23 protein-coding genes are annotated in these 26761 nt (G+C 32.8%); 11 read left to right on the top strand and 12 right to left on the bottom strand.

Annotated elements, in window-relative coordinates; all coding sequences use genetic code 11:
- Positions 1 to 46: 46 nt before the first annotated feature.
- Together GCQ56_RS15120 and GCQ56_RS15115 are read left to right on the top strand one after the other, a co-directional pair.
- Positions 47 to 4234: a hypothetical protein gene (locus GCQ56_RS15120; RefSeq protein ID WP_152735371.1), complete on the top strand. Its 4188-nt coding sequence runs from the start codon at positions 47 to 49 to the stop codon at positions 4232 to 4234.
- Positions 4235 to 4450: 216 nt separating this feature from the next.
- Positions 4451 to 5503 (top strand): hypothetical protein, encoded by a 1053-nt coding sequence (locus GCQ56_RS15115; protein WP_152735370.1) that lies wholly within the window; start codon positions 4451 to 4453, stop codon positions 5501 to 5503.
- Between the two features lie 70 nt (positions 5504 to 5573).
- Here the strand turns inward: GCQ56_RS15115 and GCQ56_RS15110 are convergent, their stop codons facing one another.
- The 8 genes from GCQ56_RS15110 to GCQ56_RS15075 all read right to left on the bottom strand — a co-directional run bounded on the left by GCQ56_RS15110 (position 5574) and on the right by GCQ56_RS15075 (position 12414).
- Positions 5574 to 5888 (bottom strand): heavy-metal-associated domain-containing protein, encoded by a 315-nt coding sequence (locus GCQ56_RS15110; RefSeq protein ID WP_152735369.1) that lies wholly within the window; start codon positions 5886 to 5888, stop codon positions 5574 to 5576.
- 35 nt (positions 5889 to 5923) lie between these two features.
- Positions 5924 to 8149 carry a TonB-dependent receptor gene (locus GCQ56_RS15105; protein ID WP_152735368.1) on the bottom strand — a complete coding sequence of 742 codons (2226 nt, stop codon included), beginning with the start codon at positions 8147 to 8149 and terminating at the stop codon, positions 5924 to 5926.
- Positions 8150 to 8300: 151 nt separating this feature from the next.
- Positions 8301 to 8723, bottom strand: coding sequence for a hypothetical protein (locus GCQ56_RS15100; RefSeq protein WP_152735367.1), 423 nt, complete (start codon positions 8721 to 8723; stop codon positions 8301 to 8303).
- A 310-nt stretch (positions 8724 to 9033) separates the two neighbouring features.
- Positions 9034 to 9648, bottom strand: a complete 615-nt coding sequence (locus GCQ56_RS15095) for a cytochrome b/b6 domain-containing protein (protein ID WP_152735366.1) — start codon at positions 9646 to 9648, stop codon at positions 9034 to 9036.
- A 1-nt stretch (position 9649) separates the two neighbouring features.
- Positions 9650 to 10591, bottom strand: coding sequence for a cytochrome c3 family protein (locus GCQ56_RS15090; protein ID WP_152735365.1), 942 nt, complete (start codon positions 10589 to 10591; stop codon positions 9650 to 9652).
- A 102-nt stretch (positions 10592 to 10693) separates the two neighbouring features.
- Positions 10694 to 11098 (bottom strand): c-type cytochrome, encoded by a 405-nt coding sequence (locus tag GCQ56_RS15085; protein ID WP_152735364.1) that lies wholly within the window; start codon positions 11096 to 11098, stop codon positions 10694 to 10696.
- Positions 11099 to 11122: 24 nt separating this feature from the next.
- Positions 11123 to 12031 (bottom strand): DUF5777 family beta-barrel protein, encoded by a 909-nt coding sequence (locus GCQ56_RS15080; protein ID WP_152735363.1) that lies wholly within the window; start codon positions 12029 to 12031, stop codon positions 11123 to 11125.
- 11 nt (positions 12032 to 12042) lie between these two features.
- Entirely contained in the window at positions 12043 to 12414 is a 372-nt protein-coding gene (locus GCQ56_RS15075) for a hypothetical protein (RefSeq protein WP_152735362.1), read from the bottom strand.
- Between the two features lie 332 nt (positions 12415 to 12746).
- On the opposite strand from GCQ56_RS15075, the gene GCQ56_RS15070 reads away from it, so the two are divergent.
- The gene (locus GCQ56_RS15070) at positions 12747 to 13451 is read left to right on the top strand and encodes a Crp/Fnr family transcriptional regulator (protein ID WP_152735361.1); all 705 of its coding nucleotides are present in this window, start codon (positions 12747 to 12749) and stop codon (positions 13449 to 13451) included.
- A gap of 36 nt (positions 13452 to 13487) precedes the next feature.
- Here GCQ56_RS15070 and GCQ56_RS15065 read toward each other — a convergent pair whose 3' ends face one another.
- Entirely contained in the window at positions 13488 to 14450 is a 963-nt protein-coding gene (locus GCQ56_RS15065) for a GTP-binding protein (RefSeq protein WP_152735360.1), read from the bottom strand.
- A 3-nt stretch (positions 14451 to 14453) separates the two neighbouring features.
- Entirely contained in the window at positions 14454 to 14969 is a 516-nt protein-coding gene (locus GCQ56_RS15060; protein ID WP_152735359.1) for a nitroreductase family protein, read from the bottom strand.
- A 151-nt stretch (positions 14970 to 15120) separates the two neighbouring features.
- On the opposite strand from GCQ56_RS15060, the gene GCQ56_RS15055 reads away from it, so the two are divergent.
- Genes GCQ56_RS15055 through GCQ56_RS15045 form a run of 3 tightly spaced genes read left to right on the top strand, consistent with a single transcriptional unit; the run spans position 15121 to position 17608 of the window.
- On the top strand, positions 15121 to 16263 hold the full coding sequence (locus GCQ56_RS15055; protein WP_152735358.1) for an MFS transporter: 1143 nt from the start codon (positions 15121 to 15123) through the stop codon (positions 16261 to 16263).
- A 1-nt stretch (position 16264) separates the two neighbouring features.
- The gene (locus GCQ56_RS15050) at positions 16265 to 17116 is read left to right on the top strand and encodes a hypothetical protein (RefSeq protein WP_152735357.1); all 852 of its coding nucleotides are present in this window, start codon (positions 16265 to 16267) and stop codon (positions 17114 to 17116) included.
- A gap of 6 nt (positions 17117 to 17122) precedes the next feature.
- On the top strand, positions 17123 to 17608 hold the full coding sequence (locus GCQ56_RS15045; protein ID WP_152735356.1) for a YchJ family protein: 486 nt from the start codon (positions 17123 to 17125) through the stop codon (positions 17606 to 17608).
- Positions 17609 to 17625: 17 nt separating this feature from the next.
- Here the strand turns inward: GCQ56_RS15045 and GCQ56_RS15040 are convergent, their stop codons facing one another.
- Complete coding sequence (locus GCQ56_RS15040) at positions 17626 to 18285, bottom strand: aspartate kinase (RefSeq protein ID WP_152735355.1); 660 nt, start codon at positions 18283 to 18285, stop codon at positions 17626 to 17628.
- A 277-nt stretch (positions 18286 to 18562) separates the two neighbouring features.
- Between GCQ56_RS15040 and dapA the strand changes: the two genes are divergently transcribed.
- Positions 18563 to 19483, top strand: coding sequence for a 4-hydroxy-tetrahydrodipicolinate synthase (dapA, locus tag GCQ56_RS15035; protein ID WP_152735354.1), 921 nt, complete (start codon positions 18563 to 18565; stop codon positions 19481 to 19483).
- A gap of 30 nt (positions 19484 to 19513) precedes the next feature.
- Here dapA and GCQ56_RS15030 read toward each other — a convergent pair whose 3' ends face one another.
- Positions 19514 to 20806, bottom strand: a complete 1293-nt coding sequence (locus GCQ56_RS15030; RefSeq protein ID WP_152735353.1) for a dicarboxylate/amino acid:cation symporter — start codon at positions 20804 to 20806, stop codon at positions 19514 to 19516.
- A 238-nt stretch (positions 20807 to 21044) separates the two neighbouring features.
- On the opposite strand from GCQ56_RS15030, the gene GCQ56_RS15025 reads away from it, so the two are divergent.
- From GCQ56_RS15025 to GCQ56_RS15010, 4 genes are all read left to right on the top strand, one after another.
- On the top strand, positions 21045 to 21833 hold the full coding sequence (locus GCQ56_RS15025; protein ID WP_152735352.1) for a hypothetical protein: 789 nt from the start codon (positions 21045 to 21047) through the stop codon (positions 21831 to 21833).
- 373 nt (positions 21834 to 22206) lie between these two features.
- Complete coding sequence (locus GCQ56_RS15020; protein ID WP_152735351.1) at positions 22207 to 23082, top strand: DMT family transporter; 876 nt, start codon at positions 22207 to 22209, stop codon at positions 23080 to 23082.
- A gap of 458 nt (positions 23083 to 23540) precedes the next feature.
- Positions 23541 to 25634: a VWA domain-containing protein gene (locus GCQ56_RS15015; protein WP_152735350.1), complete on the top strand. Its 2094-nt coding sequence runs from the start codon at positions 23541 to 23543 to the stop codon at positions 25632 to 25634.
- A 27-nt stretch (positions 25635 to 25661) separates the two neighbouring features.
- Positions 25662 to 26726, top strand: coding sequence for a DUF6340 family protein (locus tag GCQ56_RS15010; protein ID WP_152735349.1), 1065 nt, complete (start codon positions 25662 to 25664; stop codon positions 26724 to 26726).
- Positions 26727 to 26761 lie beyond the last annotated feature (35 nt).

The raw sequence follows: 26761 nt of genomic DNA, 5'->3' as shown, positions 1-26761 counted from the left end.
GTATTTTATATATTTACCGATTAATAAAAAATAAACAATAGCAAGTATGAAGTTAAGCCAGATATCCTCACTTTTTATTTTGATAATTTTATTACTTGTTGTTAACTTGACTTATTCACAAACCATAAATGGTATTGTGAATAGTTATGCTAGAGTAACAAATATTGTAGGAAATCAATTTACAATTGGGACTCCTGCTGGTAAAACCGGAGCATCATTAAGTGATTTTGATACTGGGAAAAAAATACTTATTTATCAGGCTAAAGGTGCTAGCATTAATACTGGTAATAATTCTTCATTTGGACAAGTAAGCACTTTAGGAAATGCAGGTCGTTACGAAATAGCAACTGTGCAATCAAGAAGTGGGAATACTGTTACTTTTACAAGTGTAGTGAATTCCTACTCTACGAATGGAATGGTTCAATTGATTAGTATTCCACAATATAATAATGTAACTACGAATGGAACTTTAACATCTCAAGCTTGGAATCAATCCAATGGCTATGGAGGTGTGTTAATACTGCAAGCTAATACTCTTACATTGGGAGCAAATATTAGTGTTGATGGTCAAGGGTTCGTTGGTGGTGCAAGAAGTAGTAACAATGGAAATGGTTGTACTACAATTTATAGAAGTAACAGTAGTATCTACGGAGAAAAAGGAGAAGGAATATCTACTTATTCATCAAATTTGAGAGGTCAAGGTCCTATAGCCAATGGTGGAGGTGGAGGATCTACTCACAATGCCGGTGGAGGTGGAGGATCTAACCACGGACAAGGTGGTCAAGGTGGAATAGGTTGGAATTGTACCTCATCTAATTATGCTGGAGGAACAGCAGGAGATGCAATGACTTATAATAAAACTAGTCAAAGATTATTCTTTGGTGGTGGTGGAGGTGGTGGTCAGCAAAATAACTCCGTTGGAACTAATGGTGGTAATGGTGGTGGTATAATTATATTAATTGTAAATACTTTAACTACAAATTGCAGTGCGAACCATGTAATTTCAGCTTTAGGAAATTCTGTAGGCAATTCTGGGAATGATGGCGGCGGCGGCGGCGGAGCTGGAGGAGTTATACTAATTCACACACAAAATTATCAACCTAATTCTTGTCAGATAAATTTAACTGTTGATGGTGGTGATGGTGGAAATGTTGGTTCAAGTGCTGCTCATGGTGGTGGTGGTGGTGGTGGATCTGGTCTGATCTATTCATCAATAGCTTTTCCTTCTGGAGTGAATACTTCAGGTAGTAATGGTGCAGATGGTGAAGATAATACTGGAGGAAATCATTCTGGAAATGAGGGAACGGATGAACCGATAGATATTGTTATTGATCCTGAAGTGCCTGGAGTTAATCCAGTAAGAGGTCCTGGAGGACATTTGGATGGTCTAAGAATTTGGTTTATGGCAGATCCAAATTACATTTTTCCAAATGACAATTTATCTGGAAGTATTGGAGATGGACAACAATTGAAATCATGGGAAAATTTAGCTGCTTTTAATAATTATTTAAAGATACAGGGAGCAAATACCAATGCATCTTTTGAAAATTCAAGTGGAGATTTATTGAATTATAATGCAGTGGTTCGAATGAATAATACGAATCGTAATCTTGTGTCAGATGAGAATGTTGAGGCACAAACTATTGTAGTTGTAACAAAATCGAATTCTACCAATAGTCTTGCAGGTCTTGTTGGGTTAGAAGGTGATAAAGGAATTCGAAAAGCTGATGACAGTAATTATTGGGGAAGTTATAATAATGATGATTGGAATAGTGGTGGAAATTCATTTATTAATGGTTCTGCTGGATATCAGCATGATAGAGAGTGGCATATTGTCTATCAGGAAAGGGGAAATTCACACACAAATAAATTTTATGCTGGTGGATATTATAATAATAGAGGATATTATGGAGATATCGCTGAGATTATTTCCTATGACGACCGTTTATCTAACCAGGAACAAAATCAGATCGAAACTTATTTAGCCATTAAATATGGTATTACCCTTGAGAATAAAAATTACATCAATTCAGATGGCAGTATAGTTTGGAATTCCGCATCAAACAGCGCTTATAATAACGATATTTTTGGTATTGGTCGTGATAATATTTCTCTTTTAAATCAATCTCAATCAAAAAGTATTAATGGTGATGCAGCACTTGATATTCAAGCTGAATCAACCTTAAGTGATAGGGTTTACTTGATATTTGGAAATGATAATGCTACCCTAACAGATAGAAGCACGGAGGTGCCATCAAGCAGAGGAGAGAGAATTGCAAGAATATGGAAAGTAGCCAGGTCTGGTAATCCTGGAACTGTAGAATTGAGTTTTGATTTGGCAAGTTTGGGGATAAGTTCTCCAAATGTTAATGATTTTGCATTGTTGATTAGTTCTTCAGAGGATTTTACAAGTGCAACTGAACATGTTACAGGTATAAGTTTAAATGCTAGTCAGGATGTACTTACTTTTACAAATGTATCAGTAACAAATAATCAGTATATTACTTTAGCTACAAAACCAAAGCCAGCTCCCGGAGGTGGAGAAGCAAATCTGGAATTCTGGCTTAAAGCTGATGCAGGAACTAGTACAACGACGGATGGGGTAGCAGTTACTACATGGTCTGATCAATTGAATGGTAATAATGCTGTTCAAAGGTCTGGTATTTCTCAGCCTATCTATCGAACTAATAGGTTAAATTTTAATCCTATTTTAGACTATTCAGGCTCTACAAATAGAGTATTAACCATTCCGGATTCAGATGAGCTGAATAATATGACTTCTACTTTAGAGAAGGCTTTTAGTATTGTATTTACTGCGGGTAGCGATATAAATACCAGACAGGTTTTATATGAAGAAGGAGGAACAGCTCGTGGTATTAATACATATATTTTTAATGGAGAATTATATATTGGTGCCTGGAATTTAAATAATGATGGAGCAGGTTCTCCATGGGGGTATTTTTCTCAGAAAATAAGTATTGTTGCAAACAAAACATATCTGTTAACATTTAATTTTAATGGAACGAATTCAGAAAATGGAATTATTGAGTTAGTAGAGGCTGGAGATGTGAGGCAGACCATTTCTAGTGTAGGTCGATTGTATGCTCACGGAGCAGATATTGGAGTTGGAGGTATGGTTGGAGATTCCTACTTTGAGCCCAATGTTAACAATCAATCAGGTAATAATTATTTTTTCAAGGGACATTTTGCAGAAATTTCTTACGCAAAAGAGTATCTGGACACAGATAAACGAAACAAGATTGAAACTTATTTAGCTTTAAAATATGGTATTACTTTAGATCAAAGTAGTGCTCAAAATTATATGTCGTCAAACGGAACTGTAGTATGGAATGGAACTGATAATTCGTTATTTAACAATGATATTACTGGTATTGGTTTGGATGTAAATACTAGTTTGGCTCAATTTAAATCCAAGAGTATTAATTCTACAGCTATAGTAACAATCGCAAATGGTACAGATATAGATAATCCTACAGCAATTTCGATTGATAATTCTTTTTTAATTTGGAGTAATAATGGCGGTACTTCAACTGATATGACAGGAGATTATTTAGGTGTTTCCAATAATGGAATTAACAGAATATGGAGAGTATCTGAAACGGGAACTATAGGAACTGTTAGTTTACAGATACCAAAAAGTAGTGTTACCGCAGGAGTTACCACACTTTTTGTAAGTTCAGATGTATCATTTCCGAATACAACAGCAACTGAAAAAATTGCATTAAACTCTAATGGTAGCAATTGGGAAGTAGATTTTGATTTTGTCAATAGACAATATTTTACATTTGGAAAGTTAAATTCGGCTCCTGAATTAACAAATATTGAAGCAACCAACATAGAATACTGTAATGGAGATGAAGTAGTAAGTTCTTCAATTACGGTTGCTGACGATGACAATGATATGCTAACAGCTACAATAACTATTTCAGGAGGTTTTATTGCTGGTGAAGATCAATTGATTTATTCAACAGTATCTGGTGTTACTGCTACAATAACAGATCAAACCATCCAATTGAGTTCTTCAAGTGTTACTAATATGCAGAATGCATTAATCACGGTTAAATATAGAAATACTAAAAATGACAGCTCAAGGACTACTGGCAATCGAACAATTAGCTTTATTGTTAATGATGGTTTTGATGCTAGTAATCAACTAGCCAGAGATATAGAAGTATTTCTTATTCCTGCTCCTATTGGTATATTTCATGAATAAGAATTAACGACATACGCCGATATATTATAGATAAAAATCGATTCTAAAACCAAAATCATCGTATTTTTAATGGCGTAAACCTCTTTATTCTCGTTTACATATCTCGCTAGGTAATTATTGATAAGCTTTTTACATTCTTCTATATTTAAAGGTATAAGAGGAATTCCTCTTTCTATGAAAATGTAACTATCAAATATTAACCTTATATTCTGGATTATGAAAAAAGCTCGCTTGTTTTTTCAACTTATAGGAATTGGAATATTCACTATATCATTAATTATTGTTGGTTGTACAAAGGAGGGACCAATGGGACCAGCAGGTGCTGATGGGACCGATGGAACAAATGGTACAAATGGAACGGATGGAACAACTACTTGTTTAGCCTGTCACAATGATGCTGTTCAAACATTAATAACTACGCAATACGAATCATCTACTCATGGAGGTAGTCAAAACTTCTACCCAGGAAGTCCATTGGTTTCTGATTATGCTGGTGCAAGAAATGATTGTGCAAAATGTCACTCACACGAAGGATTTATAGAAACTCAAAAGACAGGTAGAGATACCACAGCAGCAGATTTCGAGATTCCAACAAATATAACTTGCAATACTTGCCATTCAACTCATGGTACATTGGATTTTGAGACAGATGGTCAGGATTATGCATTAAGCACAAATATCCCTGTAGCCTTATTAATTGATAAGAATGCAGAAGTTGATTTTGGCAATAGTAGTAACCTTTGTGCCAATTGTCATCAACCAAGAACAGGACCAACTGTACCTGACGGTGATGGTAATTTCGAAGTTACTAGTTCTCGATATGGACCTCATCATTCACCTCAAGCAACTATGGTAGCGGGTATCGCAGGTTATGAAACTTTAACAGGAGAATATCCAACCGCAGGTACATCTACGCATGCAACAGCTGGTTCTTGTGTTCTTTGTCACATGGCAGATAAAGATGATGTAGCAGCTCACGACTGGGTTCCTACAATTGAGTCTTGTACAGCTTGTCACACATCGCTGACAACTTTTGACCATAATGGATTCCAAACAAAAATCCAAGGTTTGATGGATGATTTAAAAGCGGAACTTACAACGGCTGGCTTGCTTGATGTTGACGGAGCTATTGTTCTTGGAACTTATCCAGCTGAACAAGCAGGTGCATTATACAATTACAAAACTGTATTGGAAGACCAAAGTTTAGGAGTTCATAATCCACGTTACACAGAAGCGTTACTAGAAGAATCAATTGCTATATTTGATTAACTAAAACAATTTACTAGATATCAAAAAGGGCTGTTGTCAATACAACAGCCCTTTTGCTATTTTTTATAAGTTATGATTTTACTTCCTTAACTTTAAATTTTAACTTTTCAAGAGCCTTTTTTAAATTCTCTTTATTAGTCTTATCAGTTTTATAGCTGATCGTTACTTTTTGATTCTTAAAATCAACTTTTAATTCTTTAACTCCTTTTTCATAAGGAATGTTTTTTTCAATTTTGCCAGCGCATCCCATGCAGTCCATTTCTACTTTAAATACAACAGATTCTACTTTTTTGGCATCTTTGTTTCCTGCAAAAGCAACGTTAGAAAGTAAGATAATGCTAAGGGCTAAAATTGTGCTTTTAAAAATTTGTGTTAAATTCTTCATGTTTAAATTTTTTATGGTTTAGGTATTAGTATTGTTTATTCTCGGTCAATTGTAAATCGTACGCCAACATAGAATTTACGTTCTTGTATGGGTCCCCAAATCATTGAGGCATCAAAATTTTCGTTAAATGGATTGTCTGCAGAAATAATTGGATCTTTCTGAGTATAGTTTCCAAGGTTTTCTGCTCCTACGTAAATTTCCCAAATTCTGAACCTTTTCGTTACCTGAGCATTCATCAGGGCATAAGTTGGAGACTTTTCCCTTCTCTGGTGTTGTGTTGGATTTTCCTGAGTTGAAGGAATCCTCATATCACCATTGAATTGCGTTGTAAAATCAAATTGCCATTTGTTAAAGTTTGTGGCATAAGATAAATTGATTAAACCTTTATATTGATTTACATACGGAACTTTTTGAAACTCATTATTAATATCTGCTTTTACATCAGAAAATCGAATTGCCGTTGTTACATCAAACCTTTCAACCGGTTCAAATTTTAATTCTACCTGATAATTGTTTGCCCACGATTTACCATCTAGATTATAGAATTGTACTGTGTTTACACTATGGTCCAAATCAACAATAACTTGATTTTCAAAAGAAGTTCGATAGAAATCTGCTGAAAGCGTAAAACCTTTTCCGAATAAATTAAAATATTGAGTCATGCTTAAGCCAAAATTCCATGCTTTTTCCTGTTTTAAATCTTCTAAAATTTCAAATGAACGATTCGATGCTAACAAGAAACTGTTTTCGGCAATCGGATTTGATGTTCTTCTTCCGCTACCGGCAGCAAGGCGTATTGTGGATTTAGGAGCAAATTGATATCTGAAATGAACACGAGGCGTTAAAAAGCCATCGTAAATATTGTGATCATCATATCTTAAACCTGTTTGCAAGGTTATTTTATCGTTAGGTAACCAGGTGTATTCCACGTAAGCTCCACCCACTTTCTCAGTTCTGTTAGTACCTAAATTATCGCCGCTAAGGTGATCTTTAAAATTATCATATACAAAGGATAAACCTGCTGTGTATTTATGTTTTAAATTACCAATGTATGATTGGAACAATAAATTGGCATAGAAATACTTCTGATTCGCATCATAAGTCCTTAGTCCATAAAAGGAATTTTGCTCGTGTGAGGCAAAGTTGGTAATCAAGGCAATACTTTTATCATCATCATTTGGAAAGATATAACCAAATTTAGCAAAAGCCTCGTATCTTCTGGTGTCAATATCAATGCGATAGGTATTGTTAGAATCATTAGGTTTGCTTTCATCAAACCCTTTTTGACCTCCAATTCGCTTCTCATCAATAAATTTTGCACCAAATTGTACTTTTAAAAACTCACTTGCATCCCAATTCCATCGGTTGATAAAATTGTATTGCGTTACCATTGGATCATCTAAGAAATCATCATGATTTTTGTCAATTTCTTTATCATTATCCTGAACATGTGCCAATATAGAAGTAGACAATTTAGGTGATAATTTGGCTGATGTAATAATATTTGCCTCAGCCATTCCCATACTATTTGCATAGGTATTTAAATAGAATTTTGGTGATTTTTGTGGCTTTTGATATTCAATATTAATCTGTCCGGTGATAGATTCATATCCATTTATAACCGAGCCTACACCTTTTGATACTTGAATTGATTCCATCCACGGACCAGGAACATATACCATTCCATAGACTGAAGCTAAGCCTTTAAAATTGGGTTTTTTTTCAGTCATCATTTCGATATATTTACCGGTGAGTCCCAATAATTTAATCGATTTAGCACCGGTAGCTGCGTCGGCATATGATACGTCAACAGAAGCGTTGGTTTCAAAACTTTCCGAAAGATTACAACAGGCAGCTTTACACAGTTCTGCACCCGTAATACTTTGTGATTGTATTGGATTGTCCCGATCTAACACGGTTCCTACTTTCCTTTTAGAAATTACTACTTCATTTAAAGAAATGTTTGGAACTAATTCTACCAGGATCTCATCTTTGTTACTCTCATTTATTAAGATTTCTTTGGTTTCGTAACCAACGAATTGCACAACCAATGTGTTTGATTTAGCGGTTGCACTCAAGTTAAATACACCATCGGCATTGGCAGCAGTACCAATATTGGTATTTTTCCAGAACACAGAAGCTCCTGCCAGAGGGATGATTTCTCCTGAATTTGGTTTTTCTATAATTTTCCCTTTTATATCTTTTGCAAAACTTATACAGGGAAGTAGAGAAAGGATTATCGTAATAATTCTAATCTTCATAAAAAGTAATTGTAAAGTATTAGAACCTTAAGACCAAGTTATATTGATCTTTAGTCTAATAAATATTTCCAGAATAAATGTTTGTTGTTATAAGAATATTAAATGGTTTCAATATTGATTGAAATCATGAATCAAAGTATTTGATTGAATATCAACAAAGGAAGCAACAAAGGAAATCCTGCATGATTTTATCTGAAGAATCTGGATAAGAATCAATGTATTCCAATGATGGAATTACAGGAGTTAAAAATGAAAGAAATTTAAAATTATCGGTAACAAATATATTTAACTCCAAAATATTGGGAGCTTTACTATTTTTACTAATGGTAGTAGTCGGATTAGTTTTTAGAAAAACAAAATCGTAATCACAGCATATTTGAGATGTATTCGAAGTTGATTCAAAATGCGATTCACGAGAATGATCATGACTCTCACAACAGCAATGTTCGCTTTCTGTTGCGAAATTATCAGCACTAAGTGTGATGTGAAGATCTGAATGATTACATGAAAAACAGCTATGTTTAATGAAATGAATACCGCATATTCCTGTTAGGTAAAAAACCAACAGAATCATAGAAAAAATATTTTTAAGCGGTTGTTTCATTTGCTTACTCGATACTTAATAACTTAATGTATTTGTTATATAGACAGGCAAAATTATAAAAAGGGTGAAACAAAATAGCTAAATTTTTGTTAAATTTTTTCGATATTATTGAAATGTATTGATTCTAAGTACGTAGCGAGATCTAATAATGTTATAGTTTTTATTATTCTTAGGAGTAAATTAACAGTTTATAAATCATTATTAAAGAGAATTTGTTTATCGCAATAAAAAAGACCGAACAACTAATTGTTCGGTCTTTATATCTTAAAAACAGGTAGAATTAATGCCAACCCGTAATCATACTTTTAAAATTGCTACTAATAGAACTTCCGATTGTACATACATAAATATGAATAAAAAGGAATAGTGAAAGTACAAACCCTATAATAACATGAACTAAAGCAGTAAGTAAAAGTCCACTTAATCCAAATATTTGAGGTAGAATTATTTCAGGAAATAGCATTGCTATACCACTTGCAATAATTATTGGAAAGCCAATATACATTGCAGTAGAATAAATAAATCTCTGAAGAGGATTGAATTTATTATCAAGTGAAATCGGGAATGGAGCTTCCTGTTTTTTAAACATTCCAAACAGGTAAAAAATGGATTGATCAAATAATCTTTTAAATAAACCCTTCGTTTTCATTTTGTATTGTTTCCCATTTGAAGTAAACAAGTTCCCGATAATAAATATCAGGTAATTTATGCTTATAAGGATACCACAAATATTATGAAGTTGTACAGATAGTTCAAATGGAATCAATAACGGATTTTCAGGATTTGAGTACTGCATGCTAACACCGGTTAAAAGTAGAATAATGAATATGATTGCATTTAACCAGTGCCAAATTCGAATCCAAACAGGATATAAATATAATTTTTCGTCAGCCATTTTATTTGCGTTTAAAAATTCGGAAAAGACTATGTGTAAATATTCCAACTAATACCAGTCCAAAAAGAATTACACTTAATATGTTTAGATATTGATTTCTATTTGCACCAATTACGTACGAATCGTTAAGAATTACAGCATTTAGAAATCCGCCACTTTTTCTTGATTCGAGACTCTTATACTTGTACAAACTTGCCATTAAATGAGAATTTTCCGAATGGCATGAAGTACATTCTCGAATCGCATTCTCTTTTGGCATCACAACATGGCTAACTAATAAGCTATCATTTAATTGAGTGTGACACTCAATACACCTAACATTCTTAAAATGTAACTCTTGATTTGGCAACCAGTCATGTGTTTTAAGAATATTAATGTTTTCTCTTTCCGTTAATAGCTCATATTTACTGATATCAGCATGACAACTTAAACAAATGTTATTATCGTAAAGGACAGTTTCAGAGATTTTTTTGCTAATCCTTGCTTGTGTTTTATACGTGTGTGGATTGTGACAACTCCAACAGGTAAAAGCATCAGGGGAGCGGTTGTAATGCATACTTTCATAAAATGCCTCTTCAATAGCTTCGAAATGAAATTTTTCATATTCAGGATCACCTGCGTGACAATCATTACAAGCATACATCATTTCCATGCGAAGGTTTCCTGCGTGTGGGAAAGTTTCATAGTCGGGTGAATGACAATCAGTACATTTAAACATTCCATGATTAGATTGAGCATAGGCAATGGTATCAATCATTCTATTCGCACACATCGACTCTTTGATTTCCATTCCGAAATCCTCATTCATATACTTATATGTACTGTTTCCGTGACACTTTAGGCATTCATGGTTCTTTTTTGTGTCGGCAGAAGGATTATCTTGCGCATGTAGTAAGGTAATGGTGAAGATTAATCCGATAAAAACCGTTAAATGTTTTAGCATAATGGTTTTGTTACTTGGGTTAATTATAAATCGGGTCTGGTAAAAGATAAAAAAAGGGTATAATGCAATGTAATTATACCCTTTTTAATCCTTAAAATAATTTTACTTTTTAAATGAGCGCATGTAATTTACAACAGCCCATCTGTCTTTCTTGCTAGGTATTTTTTTCTCATAATTAGGCATTTCATCTCTACCAATAATAGACTTGTATAAAATTTCACCATCCTTTTGAGCGTGAAATTCTGCTGAAGAGAAGTCTCCAGGAAATGTTTTAAGACGAGCTGCTTTTGGTCCATCACCTAATCCTTGGTTCCCGTGACAAGAGCGACAATGTTTCATGTAAACCATTTTACCTTTTTTAATGCTGGCTTGATCATCTGCAATAGGGTTTTCCATACTCATATATTCTGCAGGAACTTCCCACGGTCCCGCCTTCTTTTGTTGCACTGTAAATGCGAAACCAACTATCGCAATAGCAATTAAGGTAAAAATTTTTATCGTTTTCATAAGCTTAATTTTTTATGAGAGATTTTAAAATCTTACTAAGATGTTGAATCCAACAAGAAAATCTCCGTCACTAATTTTATTTTTATTGTATAAAGCATTCCTCTGCGGAGTAATTCCCTCATAGTTCGACATAAACACTTGGAATACATGCGTACTAGTACCAATTTCTATACCAAAAGATAAATTTGCTTCTGGATCGTTCTCATCAGATTCATATTCTCTCATATCATCAATGTTTAAAGGTTGATCATATTCAAAGAATACTGACATTGAAGGTGTAACTTTAGCTCTACCTGCTAATGAAATTGCAAACTTATCGTGTTCAACAAGAGAATCTGTTTTATTAAAATGTGTAAAACTTGGAGCTAACTGAAGTGAAATGTTATCGTTGAATTTATGAGCTACAATAATTTGTGAGAAATAGGCTAATCTGTCCGAGAATGTATAGTCATTTCCAAATACCATTTCATCTTGGGAATTAATGGCTAAATTTCCATACAGAGCAACTGATACAGGAATAGAATTCGATTCAGTTTGTGTAAAAACTCTGTACTTACCATGAAATTCCTGTAGTTTGAACTCTTTGGTATAACCATAACCAATCATGAATTTTTCGGTTATACCATAATCAATACCCATTCGGATATTAGATGTAGAATATATTCCAAAAACATCCTCCAAGCCATTTTCGATTAAACCAAAACGGTGCTGAATATGCAAACCAAATTCACCTGCAAATGGAGTTTCAGTAGTTTGTGTTTCACCTAATAAGCCTGATTCGAATGTGCCACTTACAGGTTCGTTAGCGAATTCATCTTCTTGGGCAAGAGTTGGTATCGACATTCCAATAATAAAAGTCAATATTAATAGACATGGAAGGAAAATCGATAAAAAGGAATATTTATCTCTTTTACTGATATATTTTGTATTCATAGTCTTAATTTTTAGTTGTTGTTAGCACCTCGGGTTATCCATTCAAGAATCAACTGCTTTTCGGTGGCAGAAGCCCTTGTACTATGAGATCCTTCCAGTAAAACCTTATACAGTTCGCTATCGGCAGGTGTTTCGGTGTTGATGTAACCACCATTTTGTAGAGCAGTGTATGCATTTGCTTCTCTTAGATCCGGATCTATTCCACCATCATGACAATCAACACAATTAGCATTGAATATCGGTTGGATATCATTACCAAAAGTAACCTCTTGATCTGGTGGAATTACAATTTCATCGAATTCTACTGTATCGTACTCACAGGAGACAAAGCAGAGCAGTGCCGCAAAAATCGGTAACAGGTGTACTAATTTGCTCTTTTGCATAGTATTTAGATTTTAGATTAAGTACTGATTAGGTTCTTTAAGGTTTTTCACCTCATTCTAAAGGTAAAAATTTGGAATTATAGCAGCGATTATGGCGTGGCGAGATTTATTTTATGAAAAAAAGGAATTTGTCTCTTTCAAATCGACATTTATCAGTGTTTCACTAGGCTTATCTCACTCTTTTTTCTATATTTAATAGTTGTTTGATAGAAAATATTAATTACGAAGCATATGATTCACTAGTATTTTGGGTGAAAAATGATTTGATTTTAATTTTTTTTAAAATAGCTTTAAATACCCATTTTTGAAACCCCTATTTCTAACCTAATACTATGGCTAAATTTTCTAAATCTGATAATTGCAAAAACTGTGTTGATTGCAATATGAGAATCCCCCAATTGAGTTTGCTTTCACATGATGAGTTAATTGAATTAAATAAAAGCCGATTTGAAGTTAAATTTAAAGCTGGCGAAACAATTTTTAAACAAGGTACCTCAGCTACTCATTTGCTAATATTAACGACAGGATTGGCAAAATTGTATGTTGAAGGCGTTCAAGATAAGCAATTAATAATTAGAATTGTAAAACCCTGGGAGATTGTTGGTCAAGCATCATTGTATTTTGATAATAGACACCACTATTCTATTGCGGCATTGGATGATTGTACAGCATGCTTTATTGATATTGAGTCATTTAAAAGTTTGATCAAATCAAATTCATTGTTTGCAGAAGAGTTTATTAGAAATTGTACTCAAAAAGGCATTTATTCGTTTGAAAAAATGGTTAGTCTTTCACAAAAACAAATGCATGGAAGAATAGCAGATGGATTAATCTATCTTACAAGTAAAATTTACGAGAGTGCCGAGTTTAATTTACACCTTTCAAGACAGGATGTAGCAGATCTTACTGGGATGTCGAAAGATAGTGCCATTCGAATATTAAAAGAGTTCCATAACGAGGGCATTATAAAACTAGATGGACGAAAGCTTAGTGTTATAGATTTTGATCAATTGGAACGAATTAGTGAAACCGGATGATATATAAAGAAAACGAGAGCCGCGGCTCTCGTTTTTTTATTCACTAAGTTCTTTCAGATTCTTTCGAATTGCATCTTGATTTAAATCCTTTCCAATAATAACAATTTTACTTTCTCGTATTTCTTCCTTTTGCCAAGCTTTTCCAACTGTTGCTTGTATCTGCGTGTGCACCGATTGTAGTACTATTCGATTATCAACATCCGAAATATTCAATATACCTTTCACCCTGTAAATAGTATCTTGATTGAATTGGAGGAATGCATCGAGCCACATGCCAATTTTAAATTGATTCAAAGGCTTTACTGAAGTGTAAAGCATACTCTGAATTCCATGAGAGTTAGTAGTCGATGATTCTCTTTTTTCAATTCCTAGAATATGCTGGAATATATTGGAAGGATTGTAGGCGTATCTATCCAATATTTTTTTTGATTCTGGTTTGGAGTGAACACAATTTAAAATTTGGGCAAAATTATTTTTCATTTGAATAGAATTTCTCAACTCAAGTAAGTGCTTTTTATCTACCAAATCGGTTTTGTTGACTAAAAGTAGATCAGCAACGGCAATTTGCTTGTTTAAGATATCATCCTTTTCTGGATCTACTTTCGAAACGGAGGCATCAACCAGACAAATTACACTATCGAGCTCAAATTCTTTTTTAACAATCGGATCGCTAATGAATGAAGCCAAAATACTTCCAGGATCAGCAATTCCTGTTGTTTCAATTAACAAATGATTGAATGAATGATTAGAATCAATCAATTTTTGTAAAACAAGGAACAACTCCTGATTTAAATTGCAACAGATACAACCATTACTTAATTCAAAAATATCTTCGTTTTGGATGTTTTCAACCAATTGGGAATCAATATTCTCTTCGCCAAATTCATTTTCGATAATGGCAAATTTCTTTTCAGGATAAATATCAATTAAATGGTTGAGTAAGCTGGTTTTACCTGCTCCTAAAAAGCCTGTTATTACAGTTACTGGAATTTTACTCATAAATTAAAACTTTTCCCAATGAACAATTTCTTCCAGTGATTTTCTTTTTTTTGCAGGTATCTTATCATTATTTGGATATCCTAATGAAAGAATTGCAATTGGTTCAATATGTTTTGGTAAATTGAAAAATTCTTTACATTTATCTACAAAAAAATTGCAAATCCAACAAGTACCAAGACCTAATTCAACTGCTTGCAATGTCATGTGATCAATAGCAATGGCTGCGTCAACATCAGTGTGATCTTTCCCATCTTCTTTTCTTTTCCAAGCTTGTTTGTGATCACCGCAAACAATTATATACACAGGCGCTTCTTTAAACCAATTACGGTGATAAATTTCAGAAAATTTTTCACGATTCTCAGGTTCACTTACTACAATGAAATGCCAGGGCTGAAAATTTACTGCAGAAGGAGCAATTTGTCCAGCTTCAAGAATTTTAATTAGTTTTTCTTCCTCAACTTCTTTTTGTAAATAGGATCGTACAGAATAACGATTTGATATCAATGTTTTAAAATCCATGCTTTTCGTTTTTTATTGATTTGAGTACAAAATTGAGAAATTAATGATCAAGACAAAAGCCTTCTGTGAAATTATCTTTTCATCGTCTAAAGAAACTATTCTCTGCGTACATTTTTGTACCTTCGCGGCTTAATGAAAATAGATTTTGAGAATGACTAGAGAGCTGAGAAAAAATATAATGTACCAGTACTTAATGTTATTGGTAATTGCAGCTACGGCAGGACATCAGGGATGGAGAACTTTATTTAACAACTTTGCAGTTGATCAGGTTGGTATTAATGGCTTTCAGGTAGGTGTAATACAGTCAGTACGTGAGATACCCGGTTTTTTAGTTTTTCTGGTTATCTATTTATTATTGATTATTAAAGAGCATCGATTATCTGCGATTTCTGTATTGTTTGTTGGATTGGGAGTTGCTCTTACTGGATTTTTTCCAAGTTTTTTGGGCTTGGTATTTACCACTCTTATTATGTCGGTTGGTTTTCATTACTTCGAAACAACTAATAAATCACTTACGCTACAATATTTTTCGATTGAACAATCACCTTTTGTTTTTGCAAAACAGAAAAGCTGGACAGCAGTTGCAAACATTAGTATGGGAGCCTTTATTTTCGGTATTTCTCAAATCATATCGCTACAAGCCAGCTTTATACTAATTGGAGTTGCTGTTTTTGCTCTTGGTGTGTGGGCTTTATTTTGGGATCCTGTTGATAAAAATATCGTTCCACAGAATAAAGGAATGGTGCTTCGAAAAAGATATTGGTTGTTTTATGTACTTAACTTTTTAAGTGGTGCGAGAAGACAAATATTTGTAGTTTTTGCAGTGTTTATGTTGGTAGAAAAATACAATTACACTGTAAGTAATATTGCAGTATTATTCGTTGTAAATAATATAATTACCTATTTCATATCCCCTTATATTGCGAAAGGAATTAATAAATTTGGTGAACGGAAAATGCTATCAGCCGAGTATTCTTTTCTGATTTTTGTGTTCTTGGGATATGCTTTTATCGATAATGGAATTGTGATAGCTGCCTTATACATTATAGACCATATCTTTTTCGGATTTTCAATGGGAATTAATACCTATTTTCAAAAAACAGGAGATAAAAAAGATATTGCCCCTTCCATGGCTGTAGGATTTGGAATTAATCATATTTCGGCAGTGGTAATTCCCGTTATTGGCGGAATTTTATGGATGATAAACCCTCAGATACCATTTTTAGCTGGAGCATTTTTAAGTGTGGTATCATTGGGATTTGTTCAATTAATTAGAATAAATAAATCAATATAATATGCAGACAAGTAAGGAAACATACCAATCTTTAATTGAGTTGTACAACAAAGGAATTCAAGGAAAAGATCCAAAAATAATTCGTCAATTTCTTAATGACAATAGAGTAGAGGAGCTAAAAGAGGAGGCTCAATTTTATTTAGAGATTTTACAGTTACGTGCCGGAGCATTCTCTTTATTTGGAGAACTTAACGAGGCAGGTGACGAATATGCAAAGGGATATTCATCATGTTCTAAGCTTGGAAAATGGGTGTATGGATTGAATTGGGCTTTGCAATATATGGCCGAGTATTCTTTTAAAAGAGGAGAGGAAAAGATTAAGGAAGCTATGGCTAAAGGTGGTGAGGTTATAGATAAGGCTTTACTTGATTTACCAGAGGATAAATATCAGGAATTTTATCAATTGAGTTTGATAAATGTTCGTGCTTTTATGTATCTAACAGCTGGAGATAAAGAGAATGCAATTAATGTGTATGAGAACTGCAAGTTTACTCCAGTTCCAATTCCTGAATACAACGATAAGGAGTCCCTACAGATGTTATTTGCCAACTTTACCAAAGGGTTGGCTGTAGCTGTCGAATTAAAAGATAAAAAACTTTTAATGAATTTACTTAAGGTGATTTCTATCGATGATCAGGTTTTGTATAGTGATGCTGGTTTGTTTAGAGTTTTCTACGAGACTTTGGTAAGTTCTTTTGATATGCGCGCAGAGTTCATTACTGAATTTAATGCTATGTTTAAGATCAAAGAATCTTTAGAAAGTATTACACCTAATTTTGCCAATTTTTTAGGCTTAATTGGAGAGCAGGATTTCGATAAACTGGATCAGTTTTTTGCGAAATTTGAAAATTAAATAACTATGGATGAATTTTGTTATTGTGGTAATAGTTTAACGTACGAGGAGTGCTGTGGGGCAATTCATAATGGTACTCGAGAAGCTAAAACGGCAGAAGAACTAATGCGAAGCAGATATTCGGCCTTTGTTCTAGCGGATATTGATTATATTCTAAAAACCTATGCTTCGGAAACAAGACCAACAGAAGATAGAGAAGGAATTCTCAATTGGGCTAAATCGGTAAAATGGATTAGGTTGGAGGTTTTGAAAACCAAGTTGGGTACTAAAGCCGATACTGAAGGTATTGTTGAATTTAAAGCTCATTTCTTTGAGAATCGTTTAAGTGAATTTATTCATGAAAAATCATATTTTATAAAGGAAAATGGAAGTTGGGTTTATGTTTCGGGAGAGTTTCCTAATACAATAACGAAAGAAAGTTTACCAGGCAGAAATGAGCCTTGTTTTTGTGGAAGTGGTAAAAAGTTCAAGAAGTGTTGCTTTGGCAAATAAGATAAAAGGGGAATCTACTAATGATTCCCCATATTTTTTAGAACAGAAAATGTCTTATCTATATCGGCATCGTTAACAACTAAAGTAAATTCGTTTGTTGTAGAAACTACTTCTTGTATGTTTATGCCAGCCCAGGCAATATTTTTCAGAATAAAATAATAAAAACCAAGTTGTTGGCTATTGGCAGCAGGTAACTTTAAGGTTACCGACGATAGCTGTTGACTTCTAGACACCAGGTATTCGCCCGAAAAAGCTTCTTCAACCTTTTCCTGTAAGGAACTTGAAACAACCAGATTCGATTCAAAAACACCTTGTACCATTGTGTAAAAAAACTCTTGGTTTGGACCAATAGATTTTAATAATTCTGTGTGTTTTTCAATCAGTGTATTTGAGTTTTTATAAGTGAAATCAACAAGATGAGATCTCACAATTATGTCACCTACATTTGTGATTACTTCTTTTAATCCAGGATTAATTTTTACCTCAAGATTAGGAGCCAATCTATTTAGAGCCATTATAATTGCACCAATTTTCACAGGTTTTTTTACACTTTGTTCAACTTGATTCTGTATTTTGCGGGCCAATGACGAAACGTTGATCAAACCTTCAACCAAAGCTTCTGCTAAAAAGGGTTGAGCACTTACAATTTTTTCTACAACTTGTGGAATTGTTATCATTATTCTTAATGTTTGTTGAATTTCTCTACAAATATGTTGAAAAACTAACAGAATGTAGAATTTTTGAATAAATTTTCTAAAAATTTTATTGATATCCCTTCCCATTCTATATTTGCAGCCGTAAACCACAACCCTACATTAACCAAGTAGGATTTTTAATCAAGGAATAATACCAATAAGCTTCTGTTTGTTTTGTATATTGATGTAATGTAAATCAGGAGTTTATTGGGGTTATTTTAGATTTCAATTCATATTATGAATTATTAAAAGAAGTAAAATGAGAAAAAACTGGCAGGGATCAATTGTTGCTGTGGTAACACCTTTTAATGCAGATGGAAGTATTGATTACGCATCATTCGACGGTTTAATTAATTTTCATTTAGAAAATGAAACCAACGGGATTGTTGTATGCGGCACCACAGGTGAGGCAGCAACTCTATCGAAAGAAGAGTATGCTGAAGTAATTCAATTTGTGGTGAAAAAAGTGAATAAACAGGTGCCTGTAATTGTTGGAACTGGTTCTAACTGCACGGCTACAGCTATTGAAAATTCACTTTTGGCAGAATCTTTAGGTGCTGATGCAGTTCTTGTCGTTGCTCCATACTACAATAAACCTACAAGAAAAGGATTGATTGACTATTTTTCGCAGATTGCGACATCGATTGACATACCTGTAATAATGTATAATGTTCCTGGCAGAACGGCTTGCAATATCCCTTGTGATGTTGTAATTGAGTTGGCTAATAAATTTGATAATATCGCCGGAATAAAAGAAGCATCGGGTAATTTAGAGCAAATGGCTTGTATTTTAAGAGATAAACCAAAAGATTTTATGGTTTTCTCAGGAGATGATGCTTTGGCTTTTCCAGCTGTATGTTTAGGTGCTGATGGTGTGATTTCTGTGATTGCAAATCTCTTTCCAAAAGAATTTCATGATTTAATGAATTTTGCTTTAAAAGGTGATTTAATAGCTGCAAGAGACCTACATTTAAAATATCTGAAAATTATTCAATTGTGTTTTATCGAATCCAATCCTATTCCTGTAAAAACAGGTTTAAGCCTTATGGGAAAAGTTAAGGAAGAATTTCGATCACCAATGAGTAGAATGGAAGAGGAGAATAAAACAGAACTTTTGGTTGAATTGCAAAAGTTACTAGTTCATACTTCGGAATACATGTCTGAAATAGAAGAACTATAAATAGAATTCAATTATTACTATCAAGCCATTTCAATCCGAAGTGGCTTTCTTTTTGGTGTAATTTTCGATAATTGCAGCACCTACGCTATCGCCCCAAACATTTACTGTGGTTCTGAATCTATCCAACAACCAATCGATAGATAGTATTAAACCAATGCCTTCTATTGGCAAGTGAACAGCTTTTAATACTATAACCATAGTAACTAGTCCGGCTTCTGGAATTCCTGCAGCACCTATTGCAGCTAATGTGGCAGTTAAGAATATTACTGACTGTTGTGCAAAACTTAAATCCAATCCATAAAGTTGTGCAATAAATATGGCAGCAACCGCTTCGTATAGGGCAGTACCATCCATATTAATGGTTGCACCTAAAGGGAGTACAAAATTACTGGTTCTTTCGGAAATTCTATTTTGTTGATTTACACCTTGCAATGTAAGTGGAAGTGTTGCGGTACTTGAGGCAGTAGAAAATGCATTCATTAGCGCAGTTGCAACACCTTTGGCATATTTAATGGGATTTCGTTTTCCAAATATCTTGAGAGCAATACACAAAATTACTAGAGCATGAATTGATAATCCTAATAAAACAGTAAGACTAAATTTTCCAAGCGAAAGCAATTCGGGTAAAAAGCCTTCATAACCTCCTGCTTTGCCAATTCTGGCGGTTATTAATCCAAAAATTCCGATAGGAGCAAGATACATTACCCAATTTACCAATTTCATTATTCCATCGTTTAAAACGGATATAAATTCAATGGTTCTTTTAGCTTTTTTGCCTAATGATGCCAAAGCTGCTCCAAAAAAGAGAGAGAACATTATTAATGGAAGAATGTCCATTTTAGCCATGGCTAAAAATAGGTTGTATGCAACTATACCTTGTTGTTCATTTTCAGGATTTCCAACAATTAATTCTTTTAGGGTTTCTGATATTTGTATATTTTTTGATATTACATTCAATCCATCATCAGGGAGAGGTATGTTTATATGGCTTCCCGGCTGAATAAGATTAACCAAAAGAATTCCAATACAAACCGAAATTCCAGTTGTTAGCATATAATAAAGGAGAGTTTTGCTTCCTATGCTGCCAAGATTTCTTAAATCATCGAGTTTAGAAATTCCAACCAACATTGATAATATTACCATTGGAACGACCAACATCATTAGTATATTCAGGAATATCTCTCCAAAAATTGAAAATTTAATTGCAATATTTGGTAAAAATCCACCAACTAAAAATCCACCAAGAATTGCAATAATTATACTGAACAATAGAGTATTGCTTGATGAAGAGTTTTTATGTGGTAAAATATTTTTAAAAAACATGCCGAATTAATGAAACTAAATGAACAATAATTAGTACAATGTGTTTGATAACCAAGAATGCTTACTATTGCTGAATAAGCATCGAAATAATTAGGAGGGCAAGGTTTATGTAATAGATCATTTATTATCAACAACATAAACTTTTACGAAGTAAAAGTCAATCGTTTTTTGATTAAAACTAAATATCATTTAAACTAAAATTTTCCTAAATACTATTGTTTAAGATCAAAACTACTACATGAATAAAGATTTACTCTTTGCACTTATTCAAAATCCGAATTTAATTCCTGGCATTTATAACTATTGCGATGGTTGGTGTGAACGCTGTGATTTTACCGGTAATTGCCTTAACTATAAAATGATGGAGGAAGGAGTTCCTGATATTAAATCTACAGAATCCGACTCTGAAGCTTCATCTGCAATGGAAAATCTCGATGAGATGTTCGAATTGAGTATGGAACTTTTAAATCAAGCAGCTAAGGATTTGGGTATGGAATTGCCCAAAAAGGCATTGGATTTTGATGCTGAAGAAGAGGAAGAAAAGGATGAGTTGATTTTTAAGAGTCAAATTATGCTACAGGCAGACAAATATTCAGAGTTGGTTGATGCATGGTTTTCTGATTACGAAACATTGATATATGTCGGATCGAATAGCTTGAAAGAACTTTTTGATTTTAAGGAAGAAGAGGAAATGAATGAGGATGAGCGAATGGTTTTTAATGTGTCAGAAATTATACGTTGGTATCAGTTCATTATTCCTAGTAAATTATTTCGTTCGTTAAGAAGTCGTGCCAATACCGAAGAAACAGGAAATGAATTCTATAAACACGATAGTATAGCTTCAGGAAAAGTAGCATTAATATCCATTGATAAATCTATTGATGCCTGGACCTTGTATTTGAATCGATTTCCGGAATCGGAAGACAGAATGTTGCCAATGTTATTATTACTTTCTGGTATGAGATCATTGGTTGAAGAAGTATTTCCTAACTCAAGAGATTTTGTACGACCGGGATTTGATATTTAGAAAGATACTAATTGTAGATATTTTATTGAGTTTTATTTTTTTGTAAGTAAAAATCAAAATTATTTGAGTATTTCATTAAAAAAATTACCTTCGCAACAGATTGAGCATCTATAAGAATTACAGTTGATGATATTCCATGCTATGGAAGACCTCGAATATCATCTTAGCTCATCACAGATCTACACTGTGTACCATAGCTTCACTTATTAATTGATAAGTTATGAAGCTGATTTGGGACAAATTCAACAAGTTATTTTGGATATTTTTTACAAGTAGATTGCTGAGTGGATATTGCATTCGGTCTCACATGCTTAATTGTATAGTTCAATTAAAATGTGAATAATTTACATGTAAATATCAAATCAGTTGAAATATGAGTATAAAAAACAAATCAATATTACTACTTCTGTTAGGAACCATTTTTTGGGGAATGACATTTGTGTTTATTAAAGATGCCGTATCATTAATTAGTGTTGCTGGCTTTCTTGGGTATCGCTTTTTATTGGCAAGCCTTGTACTTGGTCTTATTTTTATAAAAAGACTTAGAAAAATCAATTGGGAAACCTTTAAGAATGCTTCTCTTTTATCACTCCCACTTCTATTTAGTTTTCTGGCTCAAACCATTGGGTTGCAATATACCAGTGCATCAAAAGGCGGTTTTATTACTGGCTTGTCGGTTGTTTTTGTGCCAATTATTTTAGCCATAATTCAGAAGAAAATACCTTCAATTAATATTCTAATAGCTGTTGTTTTAGCAACTTCAGGATTAAGTTTGCTAACATTAGGGAGTAAAATAGAATTTAATATAGGTGATAGCTGGGTGTTTTTATCTGCAATTTTATTTGCCATTTATATAATTATGGTTGGGAAATACAGCAAAAAATGTGATGGTGTTTTGTTATCGCTGTTACAATTTTTATTGGTTGGAATTGTATGCATTGTTTATGCGGGAATAAATGGAGATTTATATGTTCCAACGCAATATAAACTATGGCAGGCAATTTTGTTTACTGCTTTATTTGCAACAGCATTTATGTATACGGTGCAAAACTATTATCAGAAATACATATCAGAAATTACAACTTCCATTATATTTTCATTTGAACCATTATTTGCTGCAATAACCGCATATTTCTATTTAAACGAAGCATTAACTGAGAGAACAATTATAGGAGGATTATTGATTTTCTGTGGGATTCTGTTTGCAGAGCTAAAATGGAAGGATTTAAAACAGATGGTTATTAAATAAAAAAGTCGGGAACCACCCCGACTTCTTTCTATTCACTTTATAACCCTATTCTCTTCTATGAAAAAACCACTTTTCTGTTTTGTCTATTACAAATGTAGCTGAGATTGGGGTTAAATGGACTGAAAAAGTGTTAAAGAAGTTTAAAACTTTAATTATCTTGCTTCTTTAGATTAATTCAAGATAGATTTTGGTGCTAAATCTTGTGATTTCAATCTATTTAAATGGAATATTATTGGTGAAATCACATTTTAAAATCAATAGATTGACTAGATTCTTATTGCATTTAAAAAGTCTATTTTAAAAATTGCATTTGAGATTGATTTATGAAATGATTGAATATTATTTAGTTGAATTTGTACTCTTTTGAAAAATGACAATTCTAATAAAATATCGGTTTGTATTTTAATAATCGACAGGAATAGTTTGTTACATTTGTTTTAATAATAAAAATATTAGAATTGGACGTATCTCTTGTAACACAAAAATCTTTATGGTGGTTATTGCCTATAATATTAGTTTCCTTAGGACTTGTATATTGGCAGTATTTTCACAAAAATAAATATCATAATAACTTGTCTCGATTGCAAGTTTTAATGCTGTCAGGTCTTAGGTTTACAGCCTATTTTTTAATCTTATCTCTTCTTTTAGGACCACGGGTAAAATACAATAAAAGAGTAGAGAATAAACCTATTCTTATTTTCGCTCAGGATAATTCTTCATCCATACGTTTTTCTAAAGATTCCTCTTATTATTTAAATCAGTATCCCAATGAAATCACAACTTTTTTTAAGGATGTAGAAGGGAAATACAAAATCAATAAATTCACATTTGGCGAAAATGTAAAAAACCTGGATACTTTTCAGTTCGAAGATTCGCAAACAGACTTTTCAGAATTCTTGACTTTTTTAAAAGATAATTATGGTGCAAATGAGAATATTCAGGTTCTTTTAGCTAGTGATGGATTGTACAATACCGGAAAGAATCCAGCTTATGAGGTAAATAAACTAGGAATTCCTATACATACCATACAATTGGGTGATACAAGTGCAATAAGTGATGTCTCTATCTATTCTGTAAAATCGAATAAAATTGCATTTACAAATAATAAAATGCCGGTTAGAGTTGGTATTAAAGCAAATAATATCACTTCTGGTAATTTTCAAATTGAGATTAAAAGAGAAAATAAAGTTTTAATCCAGGATGAAATCAGTTCTGAAAAAACATCATTTTATATTGAAAAGGATTATTTTATACAAGCTAATAAAAAAGGAATTCAACGATTTGTGGTTAATGTAATAAGTGATTCCGAAGAGTATACATTAAAGAATAACTCAAGCGAATTTGTTGTAGAAGTATTGGAAAGTAAAAGAAAAATAGCAATTTGTTTTGATCAATATCATCCTGATCTTGCGGCTATAAAATCGGCTTTGGATGAAAACAAAAACTTCAATACAGAATTAATTGATGTATCGGAGAAAAATGTTGATTTAAAAAATGTGAATTTGTGCGTGATGTATCAGATTCCATCTACAGAAAATTCTTATGCTGCTTTGTTTCAAAGAGTGGTTCAACAAAAAATTCCTTTGTTGATGATTATTGGAGGAAGTTCAGGCTTAGCAGAATTAAATATATTGGAATTAGGTGTAAACTTTCCCCAAAATAGCGACTTGGTTCAGAATGCAGTTTATGATGGAAATAAGTTATTTAGTTTGTTCCAATCTGATATTTCTAAGGATAATATTTTTGAAAAATTGCCGCCACTTCAAGCTCCATTTGGAATGGTAAATTTTAATGTGGAAAATCAAGTTTTGGCAAATCAGAAAGTGAAAGGAATTAGTACTAAATATCCTTTAATTTCTTTTAGTTCTATCTACGATCAAAAAATTGCTTGGATTTTTGGAGAGGGATTGTGGCGATGGAAACTGTATGAATTTCAGATGTATGAATCGAATGATTCTTTTAATGAGCTTTTAAATAGAATGGTGCAATATCAGGCTCTTAAAGTGAATAAAGATCAATTGATTTTGAAGCATGATAAAGATTTTATTAAAGGCGATGTGATTAAAATTGATGCGGAATTGTATAATAAAAGTTATCAGATTACGAACAAACCGGATTTAAATATTGTTTTTACAGATAGCAAAGGGAAAAATTACAATTATAATTTTAACAAAGATGATCTTGCTTATTCTTTATCTTTAAATTTTCTTGAGAAAGATAAATATACATATCAGATTAAAACTGTTGGTCTAGAAAAAGAATTAAAAGCAAATGGCGCATTCGTCGTAAGAGATAATAATCTTGAATCAAAGAACTTGGAGGCAAATGGGAAATTATTAAAACAAATTTCGAAAAGTTCCAATGGTGAGTATTTTACATTGCTTAATTTGGAAAAATTAAAGAAATTTCTGTTATCCGAAAAAAGAACGAAACCTACAGTTACAACAGAAGTAAGTTATGGTTATGCTGTTGATTTAGTATATTTATTAAGTTTTATTGTCATAATAATGATTTTGGAATGGTTTTTGCGAAAATATTGGTTAGGAAACTAATCCAAATCTAAAGAATATAACTGCCAAATGACTAATTATTTTATTAACAAAAGCAAAATACTCTGGAGATATTACTGTGTAGTATTTTCTCTGTTTTTATTATCATCCTGCCAAACTACGGCATTGTATCAGTTTGAAGCATTAAGAGCACCTGATATTATTATCCCACCCGATGTAAAAACTTATGGTTTTGTCGACCGAAACACAAATTTTGATATTGATACATTAGGGCAATATTTTAAACTTAACACATTAAATTATTTCGATTCTACAAATTATGATAGTATCAAAGCAGAAAATTGTCATTTAGGTCTATCTGAAAATTTATCAGAATATTTGGAAGTTGATACAATCCCTTTTATACAATTACCTCCTAAATATATTGTAGGGGATAGGAATTTTGAACCAATGTCATGGGCACAAGTTGATAGTGTTTGTGAATTAACAGGTTCAGATGTGTTAATATGCTTGGAGGATATTCAAATTTTTAATAAGTACGAAGTGTTGGAAGAAGAGGAATATTGGGGAATAACAGATATAAATTATTACTCGATTTGGCGAATTTATGATCCATTGGTAAAGAAATATCATGATGAACGTATAATTACGGATAGTTTATTTACAGAAGTGAATTCTACATCGCATAAAACTCTGGTGGAGGAGAAGTTACCAAGAAGAATAACGTTAATGTCGGAAGTTTCGTACGAAATTGGTAGACAATATGCTGAGTTGATTTCTCCGACCTGGAATACCATTTCCAGAAAGTACTTTAGTGCAGGAGATAAGGATTTTGGTTTGGCTCGATATTATCTTGAAAATGATGATTTAGAGCAATCTATGTTGCTTTGGGAGAAATTATCAAAATCTGAAAAAGTTAAAATTGCCGGAAGAGCTGCCTACAATATGGCAATGGGATATGAATTAAAAGAAGAATTTTCAAAAGCTAATCATTGGATGAGAAAATCAATTAATTTTTATCGTAATTTGGAGAAAAAACCATCTGAATATAAAATAGTAAAAGAGTATTACAAATTGTTAACAGAACGAACACAAAATAACTACAGATTGGACAAGTTCTTTGGTGAAAAATAATAAAAACAATAAAAATATTCCCCCTAAAGGTTGAT

The sequence above is a fragment of the Marinifilum sp. N1E240 genome (genome assembly GCF_009295825.1).
Lineage (GTDB): Bacteria > Bacteroidota > Bacteroidia > Bacteroidales > Marinifilaceae > Marinifilum_A > Marinifilum_A sediminis.
This window is presented reverse-complemented; position numbering and strand designations above follow the sequence as displayed.